We start from the raw sequence: 20,965 nt of genomic DNA, 5'->3' as shown, positions 1-20,965 counted from the left end.
TGAAGCCTGATAACTTTCAGCTATGTCCTTATGCGCCTGCCGGCACTGCCGCCATCGGCGTCGCCTTGACCATGCGCTGCAACTGCGGAATGCAGGAGCCGCAATTGGTGCCGCATTGCAGGGTTTTTTGCAATTGGCCTAGGCGCTCGGCGTCGCTGCCGGTGCAGCGCGACAGTGTGTCGGTGATGGCGATATCACTCACTTGCAAGCAGGTGCACACGGTTTTGCCTTTGCTGAGCACCGGAAGTGGGGGGTGGGCGCCGCCAGCCAATAGGGCGCGGCCGTAGTTCTGGGCGGGTTGCTCTTCGCGGAGCAGGGCCGCCATCCAGTCACGGGCTTGGGTGTCGCCGCTGAGCAAAAAGCCTTCCAGTGTGGCGTTGACCGTGCTGCGCTGCAGTCGCACCACACGGCGCTGGCCGCGCTTGGGGTCGGCGTAGCGCACGGCGTCAGGCCCTTGCAGGTCCAAGAGGGCTTCGATCTGCACCAGCAGCGCCTCATCCGGCGGGGCACTGCCTGCCGCCCGAAACATGACGCCGGTGCGCCCGGCTTGACTTAGAGCGGCATCGTCGCCGAAGAGGACGCAGCTGGCGAACTCAAAGCGCGCCATCAAGGCTTGCAGCTCGGTGCGGCGGGCCAGCACTTGGTCGGCGGGCAACCAGGCCAGGGCTGCCAGGCTCCAGGGCATGTCGGCTTTGAGCACCTTGACTGCAGCGTGTTTGAGCTCGGGTTGTTTGGAATCGGGGCAGAACACGGGGCTGGTCAGCGCGTTCACGCCGCCCAAACGCTCGCCGGTGCTGCTCTGACCGCTCAAGAATTCGTCGCCCCAGTGCATGGGCAGAAACACCTGGCTCAGGCCCACTTCGGTGCTGGCCTGCACCGGCGCGAGGATGGAGCCGCGCTTGCTGGTGATGTGCACCAGATCGCCCTCGGCAATCAAGCGTCGCGCCATGTCTTGCGGGTGCATGTGCAAGGCAGGCTCGCGTACGTGGCCGAACAAGCGGCCCAGTGTGCCGGTGCGGCTCATGCCGTGCCACTGGTCACGCAGGCGGCCGGTGGTCAGGGCGAAGGGGTAGCGCGCTTCGCGTTGCTCTGCCACCGGGGCGTAGGGTGCAGCTACAAAGCGGGCGCGTCCGGTGGGTGTGGGAAAGACGCCGTCTTCATACAAGCGCACTTTGCCGCTGGCTGCGCCTTCGGGCATGGGCCACTGCAGCGGAGTCACCTCCAGTTGCGCGTAGCTCATGCCGCTGATGTCGAGGTCGCGCCCGTGGGTGCTTTCGCGGTGCTCGTTCCAGACCGACTCGGGTGTGGGGTAGGGGAAAAGGGTGGGCACGGCGGGCGTGCGGCCCAGTGCAGATTCCAAGCGCTGCGCAAAGTTCACCGCAATGGCCCAGTCGTGGCGCGGGCCGTTATCTTGCGGCCCGGGTGCCGCGACTGCGGCGCGCACTCGGGAGATGCGGCGCTCGCTGTTGGTGACCGTGCCTTCCTTTTCGCCCCAGGTGGTGGCGGGCAGCAGCAGGTCGGCGTAGCGGGCCGTGGCGGTGGTGGCAAAGGCTTCTTGCAGGACCACGAACTCGGCGCGTTCCAAGGCGCGGCGCACGGTGGCCTGGTCGGGCAGGCTCTGGGCCGGGTTGGTGCAGGCAATCCACAGCGCCTTGATCTCGCCATCGGCCGCGGCCTGAAACATTTCGATCGCGGTTTTGCCGGGCTTCTCGGGCACGGCGGGCACACCCCAGAGCGCGGCGACTTCGGCGCGGTGGGCGGGGTTGGCCAAGTCGCGATGACCAGAGAGCAGATTGGCCAAGCCACCCACTTCGCGGCCGCCCATGGCGTTGGGTTGGCCGGTCAGGCTGAAAGGGCCGGCGCCCGGCTTGCCGATCTGGCCGGTGGCCAGGTGCAGGTTGATCAGGGCGGTGTTTTTAGCGGTGCCCGCGCTGGACTGGTTCAGCCCCATGCAATACAGGCTGAGGGTGGCGCTGGACTGCGCAAACAGGCGCGTGGCCTCCAACAGCTCTGCCTTGCGGATGCCGCAGACGGCGGCTACCGCATCAGGTGTGCAGTCGCGCACCAGCGCCTTGAGGGCGTCAAAGCCCTCGGTGTGGGCGGCAATATAGGTCGCATTCGTCCAGCCCTCCCACAGCATGAGGTGCAGCATGCCGTTGAACAGCATCACATCGGTGCCGGGTTGGATCTGCAGGAACAGGTCTGCAGCCTCGGCGGTGTCGGTGCGGCGCACATCCACCACCACGATTTTCAGCGCGGGGTTGGCGGCCTTGGCGTCTTCAATCCGGCGGAACAGGATGGGGTGGGCGTAGGCTGCATTCGAGCCCGCGATGAACAGGGTGCTGGCGAGCCCGAGGTCTTCGTAGCTGGCGGGCGGGGAGTCGGCGCCCAGTGTTTTTTTGTAGCCCGCCACCGCGCTGCTCATGCACAGGCGGGAGTTGGTGTCGATGTTGTTGGTGCCAATCAGGCCCTTGGCCAGTTTGTTGAAGACGTAGTAGTCCTCGGTCAGCAGCTGGCCACTTACGTAAAACCCCACCGCGTCCGGCCCATGGTCGCGGATCACTTGGGCAAATTTTGTGGTGGCGGTGTGCAGCGCGCTGTCCCACGTCACTGGCTCCGGCGTGGCACCTCGTTGCATACGCTGCAGGGGCTGCAGCAGGCGGGTTTGCAGGGTGGCTTCGGCGGTGGCGGTCAGGTGCAGGGTGCTGCCCTTGGAGCACAGCCGCCCGAAGTTGGCCGGGTGCTGCGGATCGCCTTTGACTCCGGTGATCTGGTTGCCCGAGCTCTGGATGATGACGCCACAGCCCACACCGCAGTAGGGGCAGGTGGAGCGGGTTTCTTTGACCATGGTCATGCGAGCGTCAAGCCGCCGCGCCGGGCCGCCCCAAGCAAGGCTGCGCCCCTTCGGGGGGCAGCGACCCGCGCAGCGGCGGAGCGTGGGGGCCTTTTTTCGGCCCCGCGATGGGGCGCACCAAATCGGTGCCGTGATTCTGGAGCTCGGCTGCATTGAGGTACACCACGCCCTCTTCCAGCTTCACGCTGAATTTGGGTGTGCAGCCTTCATCAGGCGCGCTGGCCTGGCCGTCGCAAAGGCCGATGGTCCAGTTGTGCAGCGGGCAGGCCACGCTGGTGCCGAACACAATGCCTTGGGAGAGCGGGCCGCCCTTGTGCGGGCAGCGGTCCAGCAGGGCAAACACTTCGTCCTGGCTATTTCGAAACACGGCGACATCGAGCCCGGTGCTGCGTTCCACGCGGCGGGAGCCCAGCACGGGGATGTCTTCAAGGGTGCAGATGCGGGTCCATTCGGTCATGCGGTTTCTCCTGAATGCTATTGTTTTGATAGCTATAGGCGCACGTTTTGTGTGCGCCAGAGGCTGATTTGGTGTTTATGAGGTTTTGATAGCCGCATACAGGCCGGTCACCCGGTCCATCACGGTGAGCAGGTTTTCGCTGGCCAGGTACACATCGGCCATCGGGCGTGGGCGTTGCGCGCCCTGTTGCAGGTTCTGCAGGGCGTTGTCAAAAAACACCCACTGGGCGTCTCCGAGGGCCAGCTCATCTTTGATGCGCGAGGTAGCTTCCGGTGCGCTTTTGAGCAGCTGCATCGCAGCGGTGAATTCGCTGCGCGCTCTGTTGAGCTCCATGCCTGCGGTCGCGGCATCCACCGGCAAGGTGGTGGCCAGGTAGTACTTGGCCATGCGCTGGCTCAACATGCGCTGGCGCCCGGCCACGTTCACCAGTTTCCCCACCGGCTTGGCCAGCGCCGCCTCGTACTGCTGGGTGCCCTGGTGGGCGAGTGCGAGCACCTTGGCGTCTTGCTGCAGCAGGGCGGCCGCAGCCTCGCGGGTTGGTGCTTTGCCAATCAACAGGGCTTTGTAGTCGCTCCAGGCGCTATCGAGCTTGGTGTAAGTGGCCAGCACCTCGGGGTTGGGCGCAAAGGCTTTGAGCTCTAGCAGCTGCCGGTCGAACAGGGTGATCGACTTGTCCAGCACTAGCTGGGCGCTGGTTTTTTCCACGCTCAGCAGCATGGCCAGCCAGGCCTTGCCCATGCGCTGGCTCAGCATGCGTTGCCGGCCGGCTTTGTTGATGGCGTCGCTCAGGTCCGCCACCTGCGCGTTGGCGGCGGGCAGGGTGAGTGCCAGGGCACTCGCAGCGGCGGCTGTGATCAGGCTTCGGCGTTGCATGTCGGTTACTCCCATGCTCAGGCGACAGCCACCGGCGCGAACTGGCGAGTGTCGACCTGTGCGTCCTGGAAATCGAACCACGGGTCGGGCTCACCATCCAGTGCGAACAGCAGCTCTTCGTTCAGGGCTTTGCGGCCCTCGGCATCTTCCAGGATGCGTTTCTTCACATAGTCCAGGCCCACACGGCTCACGTAATGCACCGTGCGCTCCAGGTACCAGCCCTCTTTGCGGTAGAGCTGCATGAAGGCGCCGGTGTACTCCAGCACTTCTTCTGCGGTTTTGAGCTTGACGAAGAAGTGCGCCACTTCGGTCTTGATGCCGCCGTTGCCGGCGATGTACATCTCCCAGCCGCTGTCCACGCCGATGATTCCCACATCCTTGATACCGGCCTCTGCACAGTTGCGCGGGCAGCCGGAGACGGCGTACTTCACCTTGTGCGGGGCATACATGCGCCAGTGGGCGCGTTCCAGGTCTTTGCCCATCTGGGTGCTGTCCTGGGTGCCCATACGGCACCACTCTGACCCGACGCAGGTCTTCACGGTGCGCAGGGCCTTGGCATAGGCGTGGCCGCTGGGCATGCCGATGTCATTCCACACGGCCTGCAGGTCTTCCTTCTTCACGCCCAGCAGATCGATACGCTGGCCACCGGTGACCTTTACGGTAGGGATGTTGTATTTGTCTACCGCGTTGGCAATGCGGCGCAGCTCGTCGGCCGTGGTCTCGCCACCCCACATGCGGGGGATCACGGAGTAGGTGCCGTCCTTCTGGATGTTGGCGTGGCTACGCTCGTTGATGAAGCGGCTTTGCGGATCGTCCTTGGCCAGCTTGGGCCAGCTGCTGATCAGGTAGTAGTTCAGCGCCGGGCGGCAGCTGGAGCAGCCGTTGGGTGTCTTCCAGCCCATGCCTTTTTGCACGGCGGCAATGGTGAGGTATTTTTCTTGGAAGATGGCGTCGCGCACTTCCTGGTGGCTGTGGTCGGTGCAGCTGCACATGGCCTTCTTTTTGGGGGTGGCCGAATAGTCGCCACCGGCGGTGAACATGATGATCTGCTCGACCAGGCCCGTGCAGGAGCCGCATGATGCGCTGGCTTTGGTGTGCTTTTTTACCTCGTCCAGGGTGAACAGGCCTTTCTCCTTGATGGCCTTGCAGATCGTGCCTTTGGTCACACCATTGCAGCCGCAGACCTCGTCGCTGTCGGCCATGGCTGCAGCCTTGTTCTGGCCCTGGTGGCCCACATCGCCAATGTTGGCGCCGCCTTCACCGAACATCAGCTTGTCGCGGATGTCAGCTACATTGCGGCCTTCGCGCAGCAGCTTGAAGTACCAGCTGCCGTCCACCGTGTCGCCGTACATGCAGGCGCCCACCAGCTGGTCGTTCTTGATGACCAACTTTTTGTACACGCCACCAAAGGGGTCGCTCATCACGATCTCTTCAAACCCTTCACCACCGGTGAAGTTGCCGGCAGAGAACAGGTCAATGCCGGTGACCTTGAGTTTGGTGGAGGTCAGCGAGCCCTGGTAGCGGCCGATGCCGTATTCGGCCAGATGGTTGGCCGCCACTTTGGCCTGCTCAAACAGGGGCGCGACCAGGCCGTAAGCAATGCCGCGGTGGGCAGCGCATTCACCCACGCTGTAGATGCGGGCGTCGGTCACGGTCTGCATAGTGTCGGTGACCACAATGCCACGGTCCACATGCAGGCGCATGCTTTGCGCCAGCTCGGTGTTGGGGCGAATGCCCACGGCCATGACCACGAGGTCGGCGGGTTCCTCGGTGCCGTCTTTGAACTTGATGCTCTTGACGCGGCCATCTTCACCACCGACCAGCTCCTGGGTTTGGGCACCCATCAGGAACTTAAGGCCACGCTCTTCGAGCGACTTCTGCAGCAGGCCACCGGCCACGGTGTCGAGCTGGCGCTCCATTAGCGTGGTCTGCACATGCACCACGGTGACTTGCATGCCACGCAGCATCAGGCCGTTGGCAGCTTCCAGGCCCAGCAATCCGCCGCCAATGACGACGGCGTGTTGGTATTTGGTGGCCGCCTCAATCATGGCGTTGGTGTCAGCAATATCGCGGTAGGCGATCACACCTTGCAGGTCTTTGCCGGGCACGGGCAGGATGAAAGGGTTGGAGCCGGTGCAGATCAGCAGGCGGTCGTATTCGGCCTCGGTGCCGTCCGACGCCTTGACCACGCGCTTGACGCGGTCCACCTCGGTGACCTTTTTACCGGCATGCAGGGTAATGCCGTTTTCTGTGTACCACTCAAACGAGTTCAGCACGATCTCGTCCAGCGTCTGCTCACCGGCGAGCACGGGGCTCAGCAAAATACGGTTGTAGTTGGGGTGCGGCTCGGCCCCGAAGACCGTGATGTCGTACAGGTCCGGTGCGACCTTGAGCAGCTCTTCAATGGTGCGCACACCGGCCATGCCGTTGCCGATCATTGCCAATTTCAGTTTTTTCATCGTGACGACTCCTGGAACACAAGAACTGGGTGGGGGTTGCAGCTACGCTGCATACCGAATATGGGGGTAGGAGAGATCCGCGCTGCAAGCAGCAGCGCACCAGAACGCACTGGTGTGGGCAACAGGACACTGCGCGACGTCGTTGTGCGCAGAAAAGGTGCGGGTTGCCATCTCTATGGGACGCGTCGTTGCGCCTCGCATCTGCTTATGCAAAAGATGTGCCAATCGCTTGCGCCTTTTTTCGAAGGCATGGGGCCTGGAGCGATACGGCGGATGGCAACGTGGTGAAATACTCGCTTTCTCTTGCTGTTACCCCGTATCTATGACCACCGCCTTGTTGTGCACCAGCCGTCTGCCCACTGTTCCCACCCTTGCTGAAGACGTGGCAGCGGCGGGGATCACGCTGGTCGCGGCGGTCGATGCATGCGGCAAGTTGGTGCAAGCCGTGGTGCGTCATGCACCAGATGTGGTGCTACTGGATGTATCCCGCCCGACTGCGGAGTGGTTTGAGACCATCCAGATGCTGGACAAAACCCAGCCGGTGCCAACCGTGTTTTTCACACAGGACGCCGACGCCACGGCCATCGCCCGGGCCACTGACAGTGGGGTGGATGTGTACGTAGTGCAGGGTTATGGTGCCGCACGCCTACGCCCCCTGATTCATCTGGCTCAGGCACGCCATACCAAAGCCCAGGCGCAACGGCGCGCGTTGGAAGACATGGCCATCCGATATGAAGAGCGCAAGGCCGTAGACCGGGCCAAGGGCATTTTGATGCGCACGCAAAGCCTGTCAGATGACGATGCTTTCCGCACCTTGCGCACGGCCGCCATGAGTACCAACCAACGCATGGGGCAGCTCTCGCAGCACATCATCCAGTCTGCGCAGACGGCCGAAAGCGTGAACCGCGCGGGCCAACTCCGGATGCTGTCGCAGCGCTTGGCCAAGTTGCATCTGTTGCAGTCCGCCGGTGTGCCCGATGCCGCGCATGCTGCGTTGTTAGAGGCCTCGGTGCAGTGGGTCGACAGTAACTTTGCGCTCTTGCGCAAAAACCTCTCTGCGCCCACCTATGGCGATCTGTTGGAGCACGTAGCCAAAACCTGGCTCCATCTCAAAGCAGCCCTGGCACAGGGAGATACCGCCGCGGTGGAAGACGGTACCGAGGCCCTGTTGCTGGGCGCCGAGCGCCTGACGGGCAGCCTGGAGACTGCGGGGACGGGGGCGCCCCTGCAGGTGTTGAACCTTGCCGGACGCCAGCGCATGTTGGCACAGCGCTATGCCAAGTTCGCTTTGCTGGCCTCGCTGGAGGCTGGCGAAACGGAAGCCAGTCGCAAGGCAACCGAAGGGATGCGCGCTGTCCAGCAGGAGTTTGAAGCCGCACTGACCTACCTCAACAGCATTCCCCTCAGCACCCCCGCTATCCACGATGACTTAGGTGCCGCCGGTGTGGCGTGGTTGCAGATGTTGGACGCGGCGCGCGAATGCCAGCGCAAAACCCTTGCGCGGCGGGCAGCGCACCGCACCGCCCTGGCCGAGGGCAGTGATACCTTGCAGGCCTTGTTTGACCGCCTCTCGGTCCACTATGAGCACAGCATGCAAATGTTGATGGGCTGAGCCCTGCGGGGTGTGGGCTAATTTGCACGTATTTGGTGCGATGCGCCGGTTTTGGGCACTGATATTGCTTAAGGTGGTGCATGGCATTTGATATTGACATCGGCTTTGCGTCCCAAGCAGGCCGAAAACCCCTGAATGAAGACTTTTGCGCAGCCCTGCTGCCCTCGGCGGGGCAGGAGGAGATGGGCTCCATCGTGGCGATTGCTGATGGTGTGAGCGCGGGCGGCATGGGGCGCGAAGCCGCGCAGACCACCGCCACCAGCCTGGTGCGGGACTACTTTGGTACGCCTGAAACCTGGGACACCACGGTGGCGCTGGACCGCATCATCGCCGCTCAGAACGCCTGGCTGTGCGGCATCAACCGCCGCCGCCAGCCCGCCATGGGCCTGACCACCCTGACCGCGCTGGTCTTGCGCGGCCACACTTACACGCTGGCCCATGTGGGCGACACCCGTTGCTACCTGGTGCGTGACGGGCGTGCCACGCAGTTGACGCAAGACCACGTGGTCAACCACCCCGACTTCAAACACCAACTGCTGCGCTCCGTGGGCGCGCAAGACCATCTGGTGGTGGACTATGTGCAGGGCGATGTGCAGGTGGGCGATGTGTTCATCCTCCTTACCGATGGGGTGCACGGTGAGGTGCCGACCAAGCGCCTGCCCGAGTACGCCGCCATGTCGGACGCCCATGAAGCCAGCCAGAAGCTTGTTGCGCAGGCGCTGGCCAAAGGGAGTCATGACAACGTATCCGCCATCGTGGTGCGGGTGCGCGGCCTGCTGGAGCCTACGCTTTCAGACGCCAGCCGCGTGGCGCACAGCCTGCCGATCCCTGCGCGCCTGAAGGTGGGCGACACGCTCGATGGGCTGGTGATGACCCACTTGGTGGCTGACAGTGGCATCAACGTGCTTTACCAAATGCGCGACCCGGCCACGCAAACCCTGTATGCCTTCAAAACCCTGAGCCCTGCACGCGCCCATGACCAGGAAGAACGCGTCATGCTGGCCCACGAAGCGTGGTTGGCCGAGCGCATGCAGTCGTCGCGCGGGGCCGACCACCTGGTGACGGTGCACGCGCGGCTACCCAACGGGCGGGAGCGCTCGGCGTTTTATGTGCTCTACGACTGGCACAGCGGGGAAACATTGCAACAACTGCTGGACCGCCAATCGCGAATGGGTACCGAGCAGGCCTTGGGCTACACCATGCAAGCGCTCAAGGCCCTGGCGCGCCTGCACCGCCAGGGCGTGGTGCACCGGGACATCAAACCCGCCAACCTGCACCTGGGCGACGACGGTGTGCTGCGGGTGCTCGACCTCGGCGTGGCCCTGAGCGGGCGCGAACCCGCTGCCATGCGCGCCCTGCACGCAGGCACCCCCAGCTACGTGAACCCCGAGCAGTGGGGCTTTCGTGGTGCGGGCCAAGAAGCGTCTGGCGACCCCGCCGACGAACAGCTACCCACTGCACAAAGCGACTTGTTTGCGCTGGGTGTGACGCTGTACCAGCTGCTCACCGGCAAGCTGCCCTACGGCGAGGTGCTGCCCTATCAGGTGGGCCGCTACCACCGCGACCCCACCTCGCCCAGCCGTCACAACCCGGAGGTGCCCATGTGGCTGAACCACGTGGTGCTCAAAGCCGTGGCGCTGGACCAGCGCCAGCGTTTTGAGACGGCTGAAGAATTCCTGCTCGCCCTGGAGCGCGGCGCCTCGCGCCCTTTGACGGCATTGCATGGCACTCCACTGATGCAACGCGACCCCAGCTTCGTCTGGAAGCTTGCTACCGGCACGCTGGGGTTGATCAATCTGCTGTTGGTGTACTGGCTGCTTTTTTTGCCGAAATAGGGCGCTGGCGCTCGCGAAATGTGCGTGAGTAGCTATTGATTTGATAGCGTAGTGGTGCGGTCTCTCGTTGTTTGATTCATCTTCGCAGGGGCGGCTATGAGCTGGCACCTGTAGATCAATCGCCATCGGTTACATCACACATTCGAAACAATACGGAAGTTCGCGTCATTAATTTCGCCACTCGAAAACGGACATTGATGCGTGCCTGCTATTGGCCCAAAGTTACGGTCAGCCTGATGTTGACAGTCACTACATTGCCGTCGAGAAATTTGGTGATTCGCTTATGTCATTGGGCGCTGTAGGTTGGCCATTGGTTGTAGCCCACTGCGGGATCATTGGAGCGGTAGTGGCGAATCATCTCCACCTCGATGCGATTCACTTCGGCACGTGTTGCGTTAACTGACGCCCAGAGAATATCCCTTGTTACAGAGAAAGTCTGGCGTTGCTCCCACGTGAAATCGCGGGCGATCAACTCGTCGGACGCGCTTCCGAAATAGTTGTTGCTGTTAGTTCGATCTTGCCCAACATAAATCTTTCCGTTGGGATAGGTTATGCGATATACGACTTGCATGTTAATGAGCCTACTCCAAACCAGTTTTTCCTTAGCCTCTGAAGTTGGCCCCTTGCGAGTATCGGGGCATCAATATCGTGAATCTGCTTCTGCTGTAAAGCAGCCTGCCATCCCCGTTTGCTGAGCATTGAACAACAGCCAGTTAAAACAATTGGCACCCGCGTGGCCATCATGCGCGGCGGGTCGTCCCTGACCCCGCCACGGTTGGTGGGTTTGAGCGCTTCTTCAGTTCACCCGCGCCCGTCCACCTTTCTCTGCCCACGTGCGAGTCCAGCGGACTTGCAGTTTGCGCATCACCACCAGCATCAAAAGCGAGAAAACGGCCAACACCACAAAGCCGGGCAGGAAGCTGCCCAGGTGTTGCTTGGACTGGCCCATGATGGCCGGAATCGTGCCGCCGCCCAGGGCGCCGATTTCGCCGATCATGGACCCTGCCACAGCAGTAGAAGTGGGCCAGCGTAAGGGCACCAGCTGGAACAATGCGCCGTTGCCTGCGCCTAAAGCGGCAAAGCACAGGATCAGCAGCAGGGTCGTCATCACCAGTGAGCCTGAGGACAGCCCCACGCCTACCAAGGCCAGTGCAACCACTACCAACACCACGGTCAGGGTATTCACACCGCCCCAGTGGTCAGAGATCCAGCCGCCTGCCACGCGCACTACTGCGCCCATCAGCGCGGCCAGCATGGTGAGTTGCCCGGCTTGTACCTTGCTCACGCCGAATTGGTCGTAGTAATAGGTGGGAAGAAAAGTGACGATACCGATGAAGCCGCCGAATGTAACGACGTAAATCAGGCTGAACACCCAGCCGTCGCTTTCCATCAGGCAGGCCAGGTGCTCGCGCATGCTGGCGTGCTCGTCACGGTCAGGTGGCTCCTTGGCCATGAACAGCACCACGGCCATGGGCACCAGCGAGGCCAAGGCCGCAAAGCCGTAGACCGCCTGCCAGCCGTAGGCTTGCGCCAATGGTGGCGCTAGCAGTGCCGCCAGCGCAGTGCCCGCATTGCCGGCGCCTACCAATCCCATGGCCAGCCCTTTGTACTTGGGCGGGTACCAGCCCGACCCCAAGGACATGGCTACGCCGAAACTGGCACCTGCCACGCCCAACAACAGTGCCATTTTCAGCAGGTCGTCATAGGTGTGCACAAAAAAGTAGCCGAATGACATGGTCAGCGTGATCAGCGCCAGTTCCACCATCGTGGCGGTCTTGCGGCCCACGTACTGCGCCAGCAGCCCCAGCGGGAAGCGCATGATGGCGCCGGCCACGATGGGGATGGACAGCAGCAGGCCCTTTTGCGAGGCCGTTAGCTGAAACTGCTCGCTGATGAAAGGGGCCATCGCGCCGTTCATCACCCAGATGACGAACGAAAACATCAAGTAAAAAAACGCGGCGAACAACGTCGGTGTGTGTCCGCTTTTCAAAAATTGGCGAAATCCGGCCATGAGTGGGCTCCGTGGAGGTGGGGCAGGGGAATGGAAAGGACGTGCGGCGCCCGTCTGACTCCATGTGGGAGCCAGGCATGCGGTGCGCGCAACCACAGGGGCAGGGCACCGTTCAACCGCAATGCTGTTAGACCTTCGTTGGTCGTACTGAAGTGAAGCAGGAACTGTGCCTGTTATGAGTGCATGCAACGCACAAAAAAAGGGCGCCTTGCAGGGCGCCCTTGGGTGTCGTGCAGAAGCGTGTGCCTAGGCGGCTTTTTCGACGTGGGCCTGGCGGGTATACAGGAAGTCGATCACTGCCTTGCGGTAGCCCAGGTACTCGGGGCTGTCGGCCAAGGCCACACGGTTGCGGGGGCGGGGCAGGTTGACGCTGAGCACCTCGCCGATGGTGGCGGCCGGGCCGTTGATCATCATCACGATCTTGTCGGACAGCAGCACGGCTTCGTCCACGTCGTGGGTCACCATGACCACGGTGGCCTGGGTTTTGGCCACGATTTCCAGCAATTCGTCTTGCAGTTTGGCGCGGGTGAGCGCATCGAGCGCACCAAAGGGCTCGTCCATTAGCAGCACTTTGGGTTCCATGGCCAGTGCACGGGCAATGCCCACGCGCTGCTTCATGCCGCCGCTGATCTCACCAGGCCGCTTCTGGGCGGCGGCGGTCAGGCCCACCAAGGCCAGTGCGGCATCGGTGCGGGCTTTGAGCTGGGCTTTGGTCTCAGCTGGGGCGCCGGGGTTGCGGGTGCCGAACACGCGCTCCACGCCTAGGTAAATGTTCTCAAAGCAGGTGAGCCAGGGCAGCAGCGAATGGTTCTGGAACACCACCGCACGCTCCGGGCCGGGGCCGGCAATTTCGCGGCCGGCGCAAATCAGCGAGCCTTGGGTCGGCATGGTCAGGCCGGCAATCAGGTTGAGCAGGGTGGACTTGCCGCACCCGCTGTGCCCGATGAGGGCCACAAAATCGCCCTTGGCCACGTTGAGGTTGATGTTGCGCAGCGCGGGGAACAGGCCCTTCTTGGTCTTGAAGGTCTGGTCCACGCCCTGGATTTCGATGTACTTGGAGTTCATGGATTCGATGCTCATGACTTCACTTCCTCAAAGGTAAAGGCGGTGGCCAATTTGATGAGGGCGTACTCCAGCAGCAAGCCCACGATGCCGATCACGAAGATGGCGATGATGATGTTCTTGACGTTAAGGTTGTTCCACTCGTCCCACACCCAGAAGCCGATGCCCACGCCGCCGGTCAGCATCTCTGCCGCCACGATCACCAGCCATGCTGTGCCTACTGCGAGGCGCACACCGGTCAGCATGTAGGGCAGCACCGAGGGGAAGAGGATCTTGGTGACGATCTTCCACTCGCTGAGGTTGAGTACACGGGCCACGTTCATGTAGTCCTGCGGCACGCGCTGCACGCCTACCGCAGTGTTGATGATCATGGGCCAGATGGAGCAGATGAAGATGGTCCAGATGGCAGCAGGGTTGGCGCCCTTGAACACCAAGAGGCCAATCGGCAACCACGCCAGGGGCGACACCGGACGCAGCAGGCTGATGAGCGGGTTGAACATGCGGCTCAAAAACTCAAACCGCCCGATCATGAAACCCACCGGAATGCCCACCACTGCGGCCAGGCCAAAACCTACCGCCACACGCTGCAGCGAGAACAAGATGTTCCAGCCCACACCCTGGTCGTTGGGGCCATTGCTGTAGAAGGGATCGCTGAAGATCACCACGGCCTGCTTCCAGGTCTCCAGTGGGCTGGGGATGGAGCTGGCAGTACCGATGCTCACCATCGCCCAGATGCCGATCAAGAGTGCCAGACCGAAGAACGGTGGCAGCACTTTGAGCAGCAGGCCACTCCAGTCGAAGCCCGGTGCCGCTGGCTGCAGCGGTGCGCTTTCCTTTGCAGGCTTTAGGGCTTTGTGGCCCATTGAATCTGCGCTGGCAGCTTCTGTTTTGATAGCAGTACCGTCGTCGGCAGTGGCTATCGGCGAATGAAAAACGGCGCTGACCATGGTGAGGCTTCCTTATGCTTTGATCTTGAAACCGTCGGCGTATTTTTTGGGGTCTTTGCCGTCCCACACCACGCCGTCAAAAAGCTTGCTGGTGCGCAACGGATCTTTGGGTACCGAAATCTTCATGGCGGACGCGACCGACTTGTAGAGGTCGATCTGATTCACCTCTTTGGCGACCTTGAGGTAGTCGGGGTGGTCTTTGAGCAAGCCCCAACGCTTGTGCTGGGTCAGGAACCACATGCCGTCAGACAGGTAAGGGAAATTGACGGCGCCGTCGTTGAAGAATTTCATGTGGTTAGGGTCATCCCAAGTCTTACCCATGCCGTTCTGGTAGCGCCCCAGAATGCGCTGGTTGATGGCATCGACACCGGTGTTGATGTAGGCCTTTTGCGCCACCACTTCGGCCATCTTCATTTTGTTTTGCAGCCCGGCGTCAATCCACTTGCTGGCTTCAAGTACGGCCATCATGACCGCACGGGTGGTGTTGGGATATTTCTTGGTGAACTCTGCGGTGGTGCCGAGTACTTTCTCGGGGTGGTCTTTCCAGATGTCCTGGGTGGTGTTGGCGGTGATGCCGATGCCATCCATGATGGCCCGGTGGTTCCAGGGCTCACCCACGCAGAAGCCGTCCATATTGCCCACCCGCATGTTGGCCACCATTTGGGGTGGGGGCACGGTGATGAGCTTGGCACCGCTCAGTGGGTTAATACCCGCCGCGGCCAACCAGTAGTGCATCCACATGGCGTGCGTGCCGGTCGGGAAGGTGCCTGCAAATGTGTATTCCCGTGGATTGGCGGCCATGTATTTGGCGAGTGAGGGGCCATCTACGGCGCCCTTGTCTGCCAGTGCTTTGGACAGACTGATGGCCTGACCGTTGTTGTTCAAAGCCATCAATACCGCCATGTCCTTTTTGGGGCCTGCAGTGCCGAGGTGAACGCCATAGATCAAGCCGTACAGAACGTGCGCCATGTCGAGTTCGCTGTTCACCAACTTGTCCCGAACGCCCGCCCAAGAGGCCTCTTTGGTAGGGATGATTTTGACCCCGTACTTCTTGTCAAAGCCCAGCTCTGCGGCCATGACGACGCTGGCGCAGTCGGTCAAGGGGATGAAGCCGATCTTGACCTCGGTTTTCTCAGGAGCGTCAGACCCTGCGGCGTACACCACGGAGCGCAGCGCAGGGCTGATGCCCGCGGCGCCTACAGCAGCAGTTTGCAGAACAGCGCGGCGGCTGAGTTTGGCTTTCAGAAGATCCGTCATGTCAGTAGCTCCAGAAGGTTTAAACACACAAAACAAAGGCAGAAAACAAAAAAGGCGTCCACACGGGGTTCGACGCGCTGAGCGCAATCGAACCCGTGGGGACGCCTTTGTCCTTTTGCATTCACCCCGCCCGCCGTTGGACGGGGCGTTTGCATGACCGTTGCCGGTCTTGAAAGGATTAAAGCAATGTCTGTGCCAACTGTTTCAAGTGCTCGTTTGCTATAAAAAAGAGAGCTACTTGCGCAATATATTTAGGCGCTAGGTGCGCTTTTTATTCATAACCGCTGGGTGGGTGGGGTCGTGGCGTGTGCATGCACTGCTTGTGTGCAGTGCACCATTTCAGGCCTTGTGCCTTGGTTTAGCCCAGCAGGTCGGCTACGTCCAGCATGCGCTGGGCGACTTCGACGATCTTTAGGTTCTTGTCCATCGCGGTTTTGCGCAGCTTGGCGTAAGCGGCCTCCTCGGAAAGGGACTGGCGCTGCATCAACAGGGCCTTGGCCCGGTCGATGACCTTGCGGTCTTGCAGGGCGCTGGAGAGTTCGTGGAGCTCGTTGCGGGTGTCGGCCAGTTCGCGGCGCAAGGCCTGCTCTTGTTCAAAGCGGGCCATGGCGACATCGAGGATGGGGCGGATCCGCTCCGGCTGCAAGCCGGCCACGATGTAGGCCGATACCCCGGCTGCCACCGCCTCGCGGGCGGTGCGGCTGTCGTGGTCGTTGGTGAACATCACGATCGGGCGGCGCTCGTCCCGGGTGGCCATGACCACGTGCTCGAGGGCGTCGCGGGCGTCACTCTCGGCATCCACAATAACCATGTCGGGCTGGAGTTGCGCCAGCCGCTCGGTCAAAAACACATCGGCCGGCAGGGAGGCAATCAGGTTGAAGCCATTTTCCAGCAGCCCGATGCGCAGGCTGCGTGAGCGGTCGGCCTGGTTTTGCGCATGGGTGTCTTCGGGGTCTTGCACCGCCAAGTCTGAGGTAATCACAACGATGCGCAAGGGTTCTGTCATGGACTGGTGGGACGCAAGATTCGCGCCAATCGTCTGTGAATCGCGCTGGGTGAGGCCCGGTTGGAGGGGCATCCTCTACACTCGGCGCCTCTAAAGGAATCAAGCATGCTGGTGTTGGGGATTGAGTCGTCATGTGATGAAACAGGTGTGGCCATGGTGCGGTCGCAGGGTGATGCCGTGCCCACGCTGCTGGCGCACGCCTTGCACAGCCAGATCGAGATGCACCAAGCCTTTGGTGGTGTGGTGCCTGAGCTGGCCAGCCGCGACCACATCCGCCGCGTGCTGCCTCTGACCCGGCAGGTGTTGGCAGACAGTGGCCGCAATTTGCAAGACGTGGATGTGGTGGCCTACACCCGTGGCCCCGGTTTGGCCGGTGCGCTGCTGGTGGGAGCGGGTGTGGCGTGTGCATTGGGCGCGGCACTCGGCAAGCCAGTGCTGGGGGTGCACCACCTGGAAGGGCATTTGCTGTCGCCGTTTTTGAGCGAAGATCCACCTGAATTTCCGTTTGTGGCCTTGCTGGTCTCCGGCGGGCACACCCAGCTGATGCGGGTGGACGGCGTCGGGCGCTACGAGCTGCTGGGCGAGACCATCGACGACGCGGCGGGCGAGGCCTTTGACAAATCTGCCAAGCTGATGGGGTTGGCCTATCCCGGCGGGCCTTTGCTGTCCAAATTGGCCGAGTCGGGCGACCCGAAGGCGTATGCCTTGCCGCGCCCTTTGTTGCACAGCGGCAACCTCAATTTTTCATTTGCCGGCCTCAAAACCGCGGTGCTGGTGCAGAGCCAGCGCATGTTGGCTGCCGGCGGCGTTACCAGTTTTCAGGCTTTGCCTGCGCAGCAACAGGCGGATCTGGCGGCATCCACACAGGCCGCGATTGTGGATGTTTTGCTGAAGAAGTCGGTCACGGCCTTGAAGCAAACCGGTCTCAAGCGCCTGGTGGTGGCTGGCGGCGTGGGGGGCAACCGCAAATTACGGGAGCAGCTCAATGCCGAGTGCGCCAAGCGCGGCGTCCGGGTGCATTACCCCGAGCTGCATTTGTGTACCGACAACGGCGCCATGATCGCCATGGCCGCTGCCATGCGGCTGCAAAGTGGCTTGCAAAACGCGGTGACCGACTACGCGTTTGACGTCAAGCCGCGCTGGCCCCTGCATTCATTGTGAAAAGAGCCTCCGACGCTCGCAAATCAAGCGCGTGAAGCTCCTTTTTTGATAGCGCATGCAAGTGAGTGCAGCGCTAGGGCGCGGGGTGACTTACTGGATCGTGAGCTCTGCCGAGGTATCCACGGGCACCTTTTTTGCCAATTTCAGGGTGAGCACGCCGTTTTCGAGCTTGGCTTCGCTCAAGGCGCTGTCTACCTCTTGGGGCAATTCGTAAGCGGCGCGGTAGCGGCGTGGGGCGTCGTCCTTGCTTTGGATGCGGGCCACCGCACCGTCAATCGCGATGCGCAGTTGCTCCTTGGCGATACCGGGCATGTCCAGGCTTAGGGTGAAACTGGTGTCGTCTTGGGTGTAGGTGGTGCCGGCTTGGCGGGCTGATAGGAGTGCGTCGCTCAAAAAGCGCTCGACCGCATGAGCACTGCCGGAGTGGGCAGGGCGGCGCAGAGAGGCTTGAAAGGCGGCGGGTGCAGTGGCGAAGAACATGATGGGATTCCTTATCTTGCGCGGCGCTCACCGTGATTGCCGCTTGGTCCCTAACTGAGCGCAGCGGGGTGCAATTCAAGCCAATTTGTAGGAATTTAAACCCTAAAAAAGCCCCTTGAAAACCGTGTCAGAGGCGTTATTTGGTGCCGGTTTGCACCGTACTTGGTGCGCCGGAACAAGGCCTAACCGGAGCGCGCCGGGTAACGCTGTGCTTCGCGGAGGGCGTGCTTCGGGCTATAATCGAGCGGCTTTGCATTGGGCAAGGCGCACGCCAAGAGCCATTCCAGCACCTGGCGCAAGTCAAAATATCAAAAGGAAAACACATGATCGCTTCCAGCATCAAAGCTACTGTTGTCAAAGACAACGCCCGTTCCGCCGGTGACACTGGCTCCCCAGAAGTGCAAGTAGCACTGTTGACAGCCCGTATCAACGAGCTGACACCCCACTTCAAGACCCACGCCAAAGACCACCACGGTCGCCGCGGTTTGCTGCGTATGGTGAGCCGTCGCCGCAAGCTGTTGGACTACTTGAACTCCAAGGACCACGACCGCTATGTGGCCCTGATTGCCAAGTTGGGTCTGCGTAAGTAAGCGACTGACAGAATGACGAACGCCTGAGTTAGGTCACTAGCTCAGGCGTTTTTTACTTCGGAGACTGCAAAAACAGAACGAAGCTGTGTCATTCCAAAGCCGTTGCTCTCAAATGGGCAGTGTTTCTGGAATGGCATCGTGGACTGTGTTGTGGAATCCGGGCTGTGGCGGGGTGGCCTGCACCCCCCGATAAAACTCGATACTCACAGGAGAACCACCATGAGCATTTTCAATAAAGTTACCAAGACTTTCCAATGGGGCCAACACACCGTCACCATGGAAACCGGCGAAATCGCACGCCAGTCCACCGGCGCTGTGCTGTTGGACATGGACGGCACCGTGGTTTTAGCCACTGTGGTCGGCAAGACTGAAGGCAAGCCCGGTCAAGACTTTTTCCCCCTGACTGTTGACTACCTCGAAAAGTCGTACGCCGCAGGCAAGATCCCCGGCAGCTTCTTCAAGCGCGAAGGCCGCCCCAGCGAGTTTGAAACGCTGACCAGCCGTCTGATCGACCGCCCTATCCGCCCCTTGTTCCCCGAAGGCTTCTTCAACGAAGTGCACGTGGTGGTACACACCGTGTCCTTGAACCCCGAAGTGGATGCTGACATTGCCGCCATGATCGCGGTGAGCGCGGCCCTGTCCGTATCCGGTATCCCGTTCAACGGCCCGATCGGCGCAGCCCGCGTGGGTTACGTCAAAGGCGAATACGTGTTGAACCCAGGCCAGACTGCCCGCAAAGACTCCATCATGGATCTGGTGGTTGCCGGTACTGAAGCTGCTGTGTTGATGGTCGAGTCCGAAGCACAACAGCTGTCCGAAGAAGTGATGCTGGGCGCTGTGGTCTATGGCCACGAGCAGAGCAAGGCCGCTATCAACGCCATCCACGAACTCGTGCGTGACGCCGGCAAGCCCGTGTGGGACTGGAAGGCTCCTGCCCGTGACGAAGCCTTGATCGCCAAGGTTGATGCCCACGGCAAAGACAAGCTGGTGGCCGCTTACCAAATCCGCAACAAGCAAGCCCGTACCCAAGCCTGCCGCGCTGCTTACGCAGACGTGTTCGCCGGTTTGAAGGCTGAAGGCGTCGAGTTTGACAGCGTCAAGGTCGAAGGCATGCTGTTTGACATCGAAGCCAAGATCGTGCGCGGCCAAATTCTGGCAGGCGAGCCCCGTATCGACGGCCGCGACACACGCACTGTGCGCGCTATCGAAATCCGTAATGGCGTGTTGCCCCGCACCCACGGCTCCTCCTTGTTCACGCGTGGCGAAACGCAGGCTTTGGTGATCGCCACTTTGGGTACCGAGCGTGATGCGCAGCGTATCGACGCTTTGAGCGGCGAGTACGAAGACCGCTTCATGCTGCACTACAACATGCCTCCCTTCGCCACTGGCGAAACCGGCCGCGTGGGTACGCCCAAGCGCCGCGAAATCGGCCACGGCCGTTTGGCTAAGCGCGCTTTGGTCGCAGTATTGCCATCCAAAGAAGAGTTTCCTTATTCCTTGCGCGTGGTGTCGGAAATCACCGAGTCCAACGGCTCGTCTTCCATGGCTTCTGTGTGCGGCGGCTGCTTGTCCCTGATGGACGCTGGCGTGCCTTTGAAGGCACACGTGGCAGGTATCGCCATGGGCCTGATCAAGGAAGAAAACCGCTTCGCGGTGTTGACCGACATCTTGGGTGACGAAGATCACCTGGGCGATATGGACTTCAAGGTGGCGGGCACTACCAACGGTATCACTGCGCTGCAGATGGACATCAAAATCCAAGGCATCACCAAGGAAATCATGCAAGTGGCATTGGCGCAGGCCAAAGAAGCGCGCGTGCACATCCTGGGCGAAATGCAAAAGTCCATGGCTGAAGCCCGCACCGAAGTGTCCAACTTCGCACCACGTCTGTTCAGCTTCAAGATCAACCCCGAAAAAATCCGTGACGTGATCGGCAAGGGCGGTTCTGTGATTCGCGCACTGACCGAAGAAACCGGCACCCAGATCAACATCGAGGAAGACGGCACCATCACCATCGCTTCCAGCGATCCTGAGAAGGCAGAGTTGGCCAAGAAGCGCATCGAGCAGATTACGGCTGAAGTCGAAATCGGCAAGGTGTACGAAGGCCCGATCACTAAGATTCTGGACTTCGGTGCGCTGGTCAACCTGCTGCCCGGTAAGGACGGCTTGTTGCACATCAGCCAGATCGCTCACGAGCGCGTCGAAAAAGTCACGGACTACCTGTCTGAAGGCCAGATCGTCAAGGTCAAGGTTCTCGAGACCGACGAAAAGGGCCGTATCAAGCTGTCCATGAAGGCCTTGATCGAGCGTCCTGCGCAAGAGTAAATCGTTGGTCTGCTATTGATTTGGTAGCTGCTCGCG

At 61.3% G+C, this 20,965-nt stretch carries 16 protein-coding genes; 5 read left to right on the top strand and 11 right to left on the bottom strand.

Annotation, left to right across the window (positions count from 1 at the left end):
- Positions 1 to 28: 28 nt before the first annotated feature.
- The 4 genes from U5L73_RS14305 to nirB form a co-directional block, all read right to left on the bottom strand.
- Positions 29 to 2,848 carry a molybdopterin-dependent oxidoreductase gene (locus tag U5L73_RS14305; protein ID WP_322562970.1) on the bottom strand — a complete coding sequence of 940 codons (2,820 nt, stop codon included), beginning with the start codon at positions 2,846 to 2,848 and terminating at the stop codon, positions 29 to 31.
- Between the two features lie 13 nt (positions 2,849 to 2,861).
- Complete coding sequence (gene nirD, locus U5L73_RS14300) at positions 2,862 to 3,311, bottom strand: nitrite reductase small subunit NirD (protein WP_322562969.1); 450 nt, start codon at positions 3,309 to 3,311, stop codon at positions 2,862 to 2,864.
- Positions 3,312 to 3,386: 75 nt separating this feature from the next.
- Positions 3,387 to 4,184, bottom strand: a complete 798-nt coding sequence (locus U5L73_RS14295; RefSeq protein WP_322562968.1) for a type IV pili methyl-accepting chemotaxis transducer N-terminal domain-containing protein — start codon at positions 4,182 to 4,184, stop codon at positions 3,387 to 3,389.
- A 17-nt stretch (positions 4,185 to 4,201) separates the two neighbouring features.
- Entirely contained in the window at positions 4,202 to 6,643 is a 2,442-nt protein-coding gene (gene nirB / locus U5L73_RS14290) for a nitrite reductase large subunit NirB (RefSeq protein ID WP_322562967.1), read from the bottom strand.
- A 322-nt stretch (positions 6,644 to 6,965) separates the two neighbouring features.
- Between nirB and U5L73_RS14285 the strand changes: the two genes are divergently transcribed.
- Together U5L73_RS14285 and U5L73_RS14280 are read left to right on the top strand one after the other, a co-directional pair.
- Positions 6,966 to 8,255 (top strand): type IV pili methyl-accepting chemotaxis transducer N-terminal domain-containing protein, encoded by a 1,290-nt coding sequence (locus U5L73_RS14285; protein ID WP_322562966.1) that lies wholly within the window; start codon positions 6,966 to 6,968, stop codon positions 8,253 to 8,255.
- An 80-nt stretch (positions 8,256 to 8,335) separates the two neighbouring features.
- Positions 8,336 to 10,090, top strand: coding sequence for a bifunctional protein-serine/threonine kinase/phosphatase (locus U5L73_RS14280; protein WP_322562965.1), 1,755 nt, complete (start codon positions 8,336 to 8,338; stop codon positions 10,088 to 10,090).
- Between the two features lie 286 nt (positions 10,091 to 10,376).
- On the opposite strand, the gene U5L73_RS14275 is transcribed toward U5L73_RS14280, so the two are convergent.
- From U5L73_RS14275 to U5L73_RS14250, 6 genes are all read right to left on the bottom strand, one after another.
- On the bottom strand, positions 10,377 to 10,661 hold the full coding sequence (locus U5L73_RS14275; protein ID WP_322562964.1) for a GIY-YIG nuclease family protein: 285 nt from the start codon (positions 10,659 to 10,661) through the stop codon (positions 10,377 to 10,379).
- A gap of 225 nt (positions 10,662 to 10,886) precedes the next feature.
- Entirely contained in the window at positions 10,887 to 12,101 is a 1,215-nt protein-coding gene (locus U5L73_RS14270) for an MFS transporter (RefSeq protein WP_322562963.1), read from the bottom strand.
- A 246-nt stretch (positions 12,102 to 12,347) separates the two neighbouring features.
- The gene (locus U5L73_RS14265) at positions 12,348 to 13,166 is read right to left on the bottom strand and encodes an ABC transporter ATP-binding protein (protein WP_322563520.1); all 819 of its coding nucleotides are present in this window, start codon (positions 13,164 to 13,166) and stop codon (positions 12,348 to 12,350) included.
- Positions 13,167 to 13,177: 11 nt separating this feature from the next.
- Positions 13,178 to 14,110 carry a nitrate ABC transporter permease gene (gene ntrB / locus U5L73_RS14260; protein WP_322562962.1) on the bottom strand — a complete coding sequence of 311 codons (933 nt, stop codon included), beginning with the start codon at positions 14,108 to 14,110 and terminating at the stop codon, positions 13,178 to 13,180.
- A gap of 12 nt (positions 14,111 to 14,122) precedes the next feature.
- Positions 14,123 to 15,367, bottom strand: a complete 1,245-nt coding sequence (locus tag U5L73_RS14255) for a CmpA/NrtA family ABC transporter substrate-binding protein (protein ID WP_322562961.1) — start codon at positions 15,365 to 15,367, stop codon at positions 14,123 to 14,125.
- A gap of 358 nt (positions 15,368 to 15,725) precedes the next feature.
- Positions 15,726 to 16,373: an ANTAR domain-containing response regulator gene (locus U5L73_RS14250; protein WP_322563519.1), complete on the bottom strand. Its 648-nt coding sequence runs from the start codon at positions 16,371 to 16,373 to the stop codon at positions 15,726 to 15,728.
- A 105-nt stretch (positions 16,374 to 16,478) separates the two neighbouring features.
- Between U5L73_RS14250 and tsaD the strand changes: the two genes are divergently transcribed.
- Complete coding sequence (gene tsaD / locus U5L73_RS14245; RefSeq protein WP_322562960.1) at positions 16,479 to 17,534, top strand: tRNA (adenosine(37)-N6)-threonylcarbamoyltransferase complex transferase subunit TsaD; 1,056 nt, start codon at positions 16,479 to 16,481, stop codon at positions 17,532 to 17,534.
- A gap of 90 nt (positions 17,535 to 17,624) precedes the next feature.
- Here tsaD and U5L73_RS14240 read toward each other — a convergent pair whose 3' ends face one another.
- The gene (locus U5L73_RS14240) at positions 17,625 to 18,014 is read right to left on the bottom strand and encodes an Hsp20/alpha crystallin family protein (RefSeq protein WP_322562959.1); all 390 of its coding nucleotides are present in this window, start codon (positions 18,012 to 18,014) and stop codon (positions 17,625 to 17,627) included.
- 323 nt (positions 18,015 to 18,337) lie between these two features.
- Here U5L73_RS14240 and rpsO point away from each other — a divergent pair, with 323 nt between their 5' ends.
- A complete protein-coding gene (gene rpsO / locus U5L73_RS14235; protein WP_322562958.1) occupies positions 18,338 to 18,604 on the top strand; it encodes a 30S ribosomal protein S15 in 267 nt (88 codons plus the stop codon).
- Positions 18,605 to 18,823: 219 nt separating this feature from the next.
- The gene (pnp, locus tag U5L73_RS14230; RefSeq protein ID WP_322562957.1) at positions 18,824 to 20,929 is read left to right on the top strand and encodes a polyribonucleotide nucleotidyltransferase; all 2,106 of its coding nucleotides are present in this window, start codon (positions 18,824 to 18,826) and stop codon (positions 20,927 to 20,929) included.
- The last annotated feature ends 36 nt before the right edge of the window (positions 20,930 to 20,965 follow it).

Origin of the sequence: Rhodoferax sp., from assembly GCF_034520025.1 — a bacterium.
GTDB lineage: Bacteria > Pseudomonadota > Gammaproteobacteria > Burkholderiales > Burkholderiaceae_C > Allorhodoferax.
Note: the sequence above shows the minus strand (reverse complement) of the source record. Positions and strands in the feature narration are given on the sequence as shown.

What these genes read in the sequence shown, in the direction of transcription:
- U5L73_RS14275 (WP_322562964.1), bottom strand. Translation starts at nt 10,661, where the DNA reads ATGCAAGTCGTATATCGCATAACCTATCCCAACGGAAAGATTTATGTT.
- U5L73_RS14285 (WP_322562966.1), top strand. Translation starts at nt 6,966, where the DNA reads ATGACCACCGCCTTGTTGTGCACCAGCCGTCTGCCCACTGTTCCCACC.
- U5L73_RS14280 (WP_322562965.1), top strand. Translation starts at nt 8,336, where the DNA reads ATGGCATTTGATATTGACATCGGCTTTGCGTCCCAAGCAGGCCGAAAA.
- nirB (WP_322562967.1), bottom strand. Translation starts at nt 6,643, where the DNA reads ATGAAAAAACTGAAATTGGCAATGATCGGCAACGGCATGGCCGGTGTG.
- U5L73_RS14305 (WP_322562970.1), bottom strand. Translation starts at nt 2,848, where the DNA reads ATGGTCAAAGAAACCCGCTCCACCTGCCCCTACTGCGGTGTGGGCTGT.
- tsaD (WP_322562960.1), top strand. Translation starts at nt 16,479, where the DNA reads ATGCTGGTGTTGGGGATTGAGTCGTCATGTGATGAAACAGGTGTGGCC.
- U5L73_RS14270 (WP_322562963.1), bottom strand. Translation starts at nt 12,101, where the DNA reads ATGGCCGGATTTCGCCAATTTTTGAAAAGCGGACACACACCGACGTTG.
- rpsO (WP_322562958.1), top strand. Translation starts at nt 18,338, where the DNA reads ATGATCGCTTCCAGCATCAAAGCTACTGTTGTCAAAGACAACGCCCGT.
- U5L73_RS14240 (WP_322562959.1), bottom strand. Translation starts at nt 18,014, where the DNA reads ATGTTCTTCGCCACTGCACCCGCCGCCTTTCAAGCCTCTCTGCGCCGC.
- pnp (WP_322562957.1), top strand. Translation starts at nt 18,824, where the DNA reads ATGAGCATTTTCAATAAAGTTACCAAGACTTTCCAATGGGGCCAACAC.
- U5L73_RS14295 (WP_322562968.1), bottom strand. Translation starts at nt 4,184, where the DNA reads ATGCAACGCCGAAGCCTGATCACAGCCGCCGCTGCGAGTGCCCTGGCA.
- U5L73_RS14250 (WP_322563519.1), bottom strand. Translation starts at nt 16,373, where the DNA reads ATGACAGAACCCTTGCGCATCGTTGTGATTACCTCAGACTTGGCGGTG.
- ntrB (WP_322562962.1), bottom strand. Translation starts at nt 14,110, where the DNA reads ATGGTCAGCGCCGTTTTTCATTCGCCGATAGCCACTGCCGACGACGGT.
- nirD (WP_322562969.1), bottom strand. Translation starts at nt 3,311, where the DNA reads ATGACCGAATGGACCCGCATCTGCACCCTTGAAGACATCCCCGTGCTG.
- U5L73_RS14255 (WP_322562961.1), bottom strand. Translation starts at nt 15,367, where the DNA reads ATGACGGATCTTCTGAAAGCCAAACTCAGCCGCCGCGCTGTTCTGCAA.
- U5L73_RS14265 (WP_322563520.1), bottom strand. Translation starts at nt 13,166, where the DNA reads ATGAACTCCAAGTACATCGAAATCCAGGGCGTGGACCAGACCTTCAAG.